The sequence below is a fragment of the Bradyrhizobium genosp. SA-3 genome (assembly GCF_004212635.1).
Classification (GTDB): Bacteria; Pseudomonadota; Alphaproteobacteria; order Rhizobiales; family Xanthobacteraceae; genus Bradyrhizobium.
In genome coordinates, this window is sequence record NZ_PSRT01000113.1 from 20,686 (window position 1) to 27,718 (window position 7,033).

Here is a 7,033-nt window from a genome sequence, read left to right on the forward strand (position 1 = left end):
ATCGATGGTCTCCACTGTGTCCGCGAAACAGAGTTCGGTGGCTGGATGAGACGGTTTCTATCGGGAGCATTGCCGTTTTACGCGCTGGCGGGATTGGCCATGTGCATGTACCTCGTCTTGTACAAGACGAACCTGTTCGACTTGAATGCAATCATCCAGGATGCGACCGGTTCACCATGGTTTCCGGTCTTCATGTTTGTCTGCGTTCTCGCCGAATCGGTCTTCCCGTATTTTGGCTATTTTCCCGGAACGGCCCTCATCCTGATGTCCGTGGCGCTCAATCCGAAGTTCGCGGATGTCTCCGTTCTGATCGTGGCGTGGCTCGCCATCATCGTGGGCGCCGTCTTAAGTTACGGACAGGCTCGTTTTTTCAGACCGCTGTTGCAGCGGGTTGCCTCCAGAGCGGCACTGAGCCGATGTGAGTCCTTCCTCGACGCCTATGGTGCTTACGCGCGCGTTGCCTTGTTCGTTCATCCCAACGCTTGCGCGATGTATTTTACGGCACTCGGACTTCTCGGCCGGAACCTGACGCGAGAGCTCGCCCATCTTTGCGTCGGTGCAGCGGCCTCTGTGAGCGTTCTGTTCGTCGTCGTGACCAGACTTGTGTCGTCTGTAGGCGCCACCGATGATGGGGAATTGCAGGTGCTGCTGGCGGCAGGACTGGTCGCCATCGGGACCCTCGTCGGTCTCTATGCGGCGTGGCGGCGGGATCGGGCGGCTTGAGGCGGTCTCGCTTCTTGCTCCGTCATTGCGAGCGCAGCGAAGCAATCCAGAGTCTTTCCGCGGAGGGATTCTGGATTGCTTCGCGGAGCCTGTCATCGGGCCGCGCTTTGCGCGGACCCGGTGGCTCGCAATGACCGGCTCAGCAACTCTCTCCCCCGATCATGCCATCCTACCCCTGTTTTGCCCGACGCGTCAATTAAAATTCGGAAAATGCGTAACCCCTTGTTTCCGCTCGTGTCGGCTACTGTGCATGGGGTTGTTTTCGCATTTTTGATTGAGACGGGCCGCCGAACGCCATCAGGCGTCGACGATCATCCGCAATCGGCAGGGTTCAGGAGGATGGATGGTGGGCGCACAAGGGATCGAACCTTGGACCTCTCCCGTGTGAACCACAATCCGTAGACCTGAGCCAACCAAATCCGGCCATAGTTGAGATGTAAAAATGCCTTTAGTTGATGGGGGTTATGGACCAGTAAGGCCATAAGAGCCCATAGGTGGCCTTGCTACATTTTGTATGCCCCCGTTGTGCCCGCCATGGATTTTCCCTTGGGGCACAAAAACGGGGGAGGTCTGAGACCCGGTGCTGTTCGAGGGCTGACCGCTCCTTGCGGGGCACACCCGGGCACAGAGAGAGGGAAGGGATCATGACGGAGCCGGCAAACCAGCTGACACTCACCGATGCGATGATCCGCAACGCAACGCTGCCGCCGGGTAAGGCGCAGCATTATCTCCACGACGACAAGCTGCCCGGCCTCGCCCTGCGCATGCGCGCCACCGGCGGCCGGACCTGGGTCTACCTCTTCACCAAGCCGGGGGTGAGGGGGACCCAGCGCAAGACCCTCGGCGCGTGGCCCAAATATAATGAGAAGGCCGCGCGCAAGGCCGCCACCATCGCCGCAGGCGAGGTCGTCAAGGGCTTGGACCCGAACGATGCGAAGCGCGAGGCGAGGCGGCAACAGGCAGCCCAGAAGCAGCGCACCACGCTCGCGACCCTCATTGTTGAAGATGGTCCCTACCAGACGTCCCTGACCGAACGTCAAGTCGTCAACTGGAAGCCAGCAATGTCGGCGCTGCGGCGCGGGCTCAAGGATCACGCCGAAAGCGGTGTGGGGGACCTGACGCGACGGCAGATCATGGCTGCGGTCGACAAGATTGCCAAGACCGGCAAGCGCGGTGCAGCTAGGGACTTGCGCAAGCACGTGCATACCTTCCTCGAATGGTGCGTCGGCGAAGGTTACGTCGAGCACAACGTGCTCGCCGGTTATCGCGCGCCCAAGGAAACCCGCGCGCAAAGGGTCGGACGCCGAACGAAGGGCCGCGCGCTGACCGATGAGGAAATCATCAAGGTCTGGGATGCATGCGGCAAGCTCGGGGCTTTCGGTCTCTTGGCGCGCATGTGCCTGCTTGGTGGCCCGCGCCGCAGCGAGCCTACCATGATCGAGTGGCGAAAGCACATCATGGACGACCGTGTCACCTTCGATGCGGCGTGGACCAAGATGGGGTTGCACCACGATGTACCGCGCACTCACCTAGTTGACGAGGTGCTCGCGGCCGCGAAACATTTCCAGCGGGCAACCTCCGACTATGTCTTCCCATCACCAAAGACCGGCGGCCAGATGTCCGGCTTCACCAAGATGGTCAATCGCCTGGTCAAGGAAGCGAGCGTCGCCAAGTTCACCATGCATGACTTAAGGCGCAGCTTGCGCACCATCATGTCGCGTTGCGGCTACGACAACGAAATCCAGCGGCTGTGTGTTGGGCAAAAGCCAAGCGGAATTGATCAGGTCTACAATCACGACGAACAGTGGATCATCCGCAAGATGGCGTTCGAAGCGGCCCACGACTACATTGCCGAATTGGTCGGCGCGAAACGGGTCGGCAAAATCGTGCGCCTTCAGCGGACGAATCCGCTTGACCCGATCAAGGCCGAGCTCCTCGGCCGTCTCCGTGAGCATTATGCGGCTGAGGCGTCCTAGTGGTCCTATCGCACTTGGCCAGATAGTCGCGCACCGCATCGACACGATAGAGGGGCCGGCCATCGACGTAGCGCCACTTCAGCGGGTGGTTTGGATCGCGCCGCCACTGTTCCAGCGCTCCGGGCGTGCGCCGGATGATCGCGGCCGCCTCTAATGCCGTCAAATTAGAGCTGCTCGGCAGTGTATCGATATCGAACGTCGCCGGTGGCGGCATGCCACGGTTCTTGCGACGCCGCTTTGTGGCAGGCGGCACCTTGATGTCGTCCGGCGACCCAAGTGTCTCGATCCGAGTCTTTCCGTCCTTGCCGCCCATGCCTCAGCTCCGAACCATGATCGGTCCAAGGCAATAAGATCCTAGCCTTCTCAAGCAAGAAAGAAATCTAAAGCGCAGTTATGGCTGCTGGGTAGCTGTGGCGTGCAAATAGGACGAGTCGCTCCCTTTGCTGAGAGGTCGAAGCTGCCTGCGGTCTGGCGCCGATCGGGATCCCAAAATATTGATGGACCTCGCATCTGGGGTCAATGTTAGCCGAAAATGATTGGTTTGGTTGTCGATACGGACAGCGCTCGGGAGGACATCGACCTCAGCCAACGCCTGGTCCATGTCCATGTTTCACTCGGGGGTAGCAGTTGCCTCGGCAGAGCCTTGAGTCTGGCCTTTCGCTTCCGCACTTTTGAGATACTCATTCATTAACTCGATTGAAGTCTCCATCCGACAGTCCAGGTAAGGCTCGAAGTTGGAGACCAACTCCTGGATCTCGTCATCGGACATGCCCATCGCACCAAGCAGACAAATCTCAAGGAATAGGTGCGCTTTTTCTTTCAAGACGACTGCGTCGTGCGACCACAGGAAATTTTTTGTAAGCGTCTTCTTCCCTCCATAGTGCGTGAGGAAGTTTCGAGCGTCTTTCAACAGACCCATGTCATCGTCGCCGCGACGAAATAGCGGCGTGAGACTTTTCGGGTAGAGAGAGAACAGCTGCTTTAGCCGATCAAGGAGTGTCACGGCTCCAACGAACTGGATACCGTCGCTCAATTCCTTCTGCAACGAGGGATCTAGCGTCTTTGGAATTGCACCACGCAGCGCCTTAAGCGTTGCTTTTCTTGTTGCGTCGTCGGGAAAACGGTCTGCTTTGTAGAGCTCGCGATGCAGCACCTCCAAGGCTTGCAAGTAAGTTAAGAGGTTCGTATGCACATACACGGAATCTTGATAGGCCGCGCCGGAAAAGATCAAGATGGCGAGGTCGATCTGATCGTGCTCTTGCCTCCAGCCTCTCAGGCGTTCCTCGATCTTGTCGCTGAACGTCGATTGACGGAACAGAGCATCTCGCTCCCTGCGGCGACGCAGCTCCGGAATCTTGCGCCCAGACAGAAGAAGACCGAAACGATCGTAGCCCCGCGATGTGCGGCGCAGCAGATAGACCTCGTCGATATACGATGCTTGCCGAAGACCAAAAGTTAAAAAGCTCTGCCATATGTGCAGTTCTTGAACCGTCGTTTTGATCGACAGCGCAGCCGGAAAGACCAGCTCGATGGTGTTCCGTTCCTTCAAGGTCACTTGCTTAGAGTTCTCGAATTGGCGCGGCCCTGCATACTCGGAAAGAAAGCGCAACGTGCTCCCGTTGCCTAGGTCATATCGTGGCGTCGCCCGTTCTTGAAAGGCAACGGTCAGGCTCCCGGTTGCCAACTCGTTTGGTGTCGTATTCTCGTGGCGGCCGGTAAATCCAGTCGCGTCGCACCATTCATCTAGGCCCGTAAGCTTGAAGATCGTACCGTCGAATCGCGTCTGATCCTGACTTACGAGGTGTCCGCCAACAAGCAGCGTACGCGTGGCGTATTTTCAAAGGTAACACTAACGAATTCCATGGCGATTTTCTGCGCGCGAAGCAGCAGATAAATCAGTGGAAAGCTTGGTTTCTTTCGGACCAGAACAAATCTGGCTTCTTGGCAACAGTCAGCGCCGTCCAGGTCCCACAGCATATGGCCCGAAATCCGACCTACAACAAATATGTTCTCGTCTTCGGTCGTCGAGCAGAATACGCGGGCAACGAAGATCGTAGGCGGCTTGTGAAGGCCGCCGAAACTGACGATTTCAAGATCATCACGTTCGACAGTCTTGCGGAGGGTCTCAGCCAAAAAAAAGAGCTCACAGTTGGTAGTCGGCATAATCAATTCATCGATATCCTTGCTGACGAGATCACGGATGCGGGGATGTATGCGTGGATGGAGCCGACGCAGCTTCGCGTGAGCAAAGCGCTCCACGAAAGGCTGAGAAAGGGTGGCTCCAATCATTTCGTCCTCGGCAATGATGGCCAGCGGCAAGAAGCGCTCAGCCGCGCCGCTTCGCTGGTGCGGGTTCGGCCTAACTGATCTTCGTTCCGCGCAGCGTCGAAACAGCAGGCCGGCGAGCCGATCATGACCTTTCGTTGTAGAGGGTAAGGGTGTCGCCTGAAACGGCCAGGCTCGAAGCAATCGGCTTCCAGCAACTTATTGAAATACAGCGGTTTTTCTGTTGGTGCCTCGTGGGATCCTGGAAACGCCGAATGGCCGCCCCGCGTTCTCCCCAAAAAATATGCGTCGTTCCGGCAGCGTGGGCTAGAGTTGCGCGCGGGCAATGTGCGTAATCCAGAGTTGAATACTGGAACCGCTATGGGTTGGGGGGAAGAGTGCCATTCGCGGATTGGTGTGAAGAACAGGAAGAAGCCGTTGGCGACCACAACCTCACAGTCCTGACGAGCATAGCCGCAAGCCGCGAAGTCGGCCGGGACGCGACCGCGCTTTGTGTCCCGACACACTACGCGTCTGAAGAGCGAATCGCGGATCTACTTCAGCGCCTTGGTAAGACGGCGTCTGCCGCGTTCATTAAGCAAAAACTTCCGGAAGGATCCCGTATCCGATCCGGCGATCTCGGCGAAATACTGGCCACGGAATACGTCGCCGAAAAGATGACATTCACGGTGCCCGTCAAGCGCTTGCGTTGGAAGGACCATCGCGAGATGGCGATGCGCGGTGACGATGTACTGGCAGTCCGCATTCCGGACGATGGCAACCCTCTCGACTTTCTAAAGGCAGAATCAAAAAGCCGTGCGCAGCTTCAAACAGATGTCGTCGCTTCAGCCAGAACATCCTTGAATGCCGACGGAGGCCTGCCATCACCTCACGCTCTGGCGTTCGTTGCTGACCGCTTGCGCGAACTAGGGCAAGTCGCGCTTTCCAATAAGATTGACGACGCCCAGCTCGCCGATGGAATTCTTCCCGATCAAGTCTGCCATCTATTGTTCGTATTCACTGGTAACGACCCGACGAATTTTCTTCGCACAGATCTCCAGCAGTATGCCGGTAGGATGGAGCAATTTAGCGTGGGCCTGAGAATTGCCGACCACGCGCAGTTCATTGAGGACGTTTACGAGAAGGTGATTGCCGATGGCGACAACGGTTGAGGAACTGCAAAACAGTATCCGCCAAGCCGTCGGCCCCGGCTTCCGCGCCCGATTGCTCGACCGCGGCGAAGCCAGGTCCATGATTTGGCGAGACGGCGTCCTTCCGCTCGGCTCCCCGGCATTCGCTCAGACACTGTCGTATGACCTGCTGTCCTATGCCTATTCGCTGCTTGGGATGGGTTTGCGCCTGAAAGAAGCAGGCGGCGACCAAGTAATCGCGCGCCAAGCCTTCGAATACGCAGGCATGGCCCTCGAAAGCGTTCTTCTTAAGGGCGAGCGTACCGATGACAGCAGCTTTCACTACATCGTGGCCGCCGGCGCATATCACCTGGGCCGGTTCTCCGCGCGCGCCTTCTCGCTTTTGTCACACGGACAGCGCGATGCTTCGTTCTCTCCAATAGAGCGATGCCTGGCCAGCCTCGTCCTTCGGGACTTGGCTACGCTGGAATCTGAAATTCTTGCGTGGCGCGGAAGGCCCCGGCACGGATGCCAGCATAGCGCAGTCTCTCCAAGATGGGTGGGATGCCGCAACGGAAGATGAGCCGCCAGATCCCGAAGAAGGCTCTTATGTTGTCGATGCGCTCGGCGCCGCCATTATCGATAACTTCCTTGCCGGGATGGGTCTTTTCCTCTTCGCGGTCGAACGCGGTGAGCAGGAATATATCGCCCAGGCAGTCGAGCGCCTCCGCGTTGGATTGCAGATATGCGCTGAAGTAAATCTACTGCCTCAATGGTGGGCTTACCGCCTCGCTATAAACATCATCGATGACGTGTGGTCATCCAGTTTCCATGCACGTCTCCCGTTGCTGCCGAACACACCCGATGAGGTGCGCTGGGCGGATCTCAGAAAACTGTTTATTTCTCTTTTGTATCGGCGACCACGCTCCGAAATCGACC

The 7,033-nt window shown here is 57.8% G+C and carries 5 protein-coding genes and 1 pseudogene; 5 read left to right on the forward strand and 1 reads right to left on the reverse strand.

Annotated elements, in window-relative coordinates; all coding sequences use genetic code 11:
* The first annotated feature begins 45 nt into the window (after window positions 1-45).
* Window positions 46-723, forward strand: a complete 678-nt coding sequence (locus CWO91_RS31245) for a hypothetical protein (protein WP_130219175.1) — start codon at window positions 46-48, stop codon at window positions 721-723.
* A gap of 644 nt (window positions 724-1,367) precedes the next feature.
* Window positions 1,368-2,699, forward strand: a complete 1,332-nt coding sequence (locus tag CWO91_RS31250) for a tyrosine-type recombinase/integrase (protein WP_130219176.1) — start codon at window positions 1,368-1,370, stop codon at window positions 2,697-2,699.
* A 610-nt stretch (window positions 2,700-3,309) separates the two neighbouring features.
* On the opposite strand, the gene CWO91_RS31260 is transcribed toward CWO91_RS31250, so the two are convergent.
* Window positions 3,310-4,518 (reverse strand): HEPN domain-containing protein, encoded by a 1,209-nt coding sequence (locus CWO91_RS31260; RefSeq protein WP_165405846.1) that lies wholly within the window; start codon window positions 4,516-4,518, stop codon window positions 3,310-3,312.
* A gap of 71 nt (window positions 4,519-4,589) precedes the next feature.
* On the opposite strand from CWO91_RS31260, the gene CWO91_RS45595 reads away from it, so the two are divergent.
* The 3 genes and pseudogenes from CWO91_RS45595 to CWO91_RS31275 form a co-directional block, all read left to right on the forward strand.
* Window positions 4,590-5,066, forward strand: a complete 477-nt coding sequence (locus tag CWO91_RS45595) for a hypothetical protein (RefSeq protein WP_433995589.1) — start codon at window positions 4,590-4,592, stop codon at window positions 5,064-5,066.
* A gap of 296 nt (window positions 5,067-5,362) precedes the next feature.
* A complete protein-coding gene (locus CWO91_RS31270) occupies window positions 5,363-6,136 on the forward strand; it encodes a Hachiman antiphage defense system protein HamA (RefSeq protein WP_130219182.1) in 774 nt (257 codons plus the stop codon).
* A 458-nt stretch (window positions 6,137-6,594) separates the two neighbouring features.
* Window positions 6,595-7,033, forward strand: a pseudogene (locus CWO91_RS31275) (DEAD/DEAH box helicase); the annotation flags it as partial.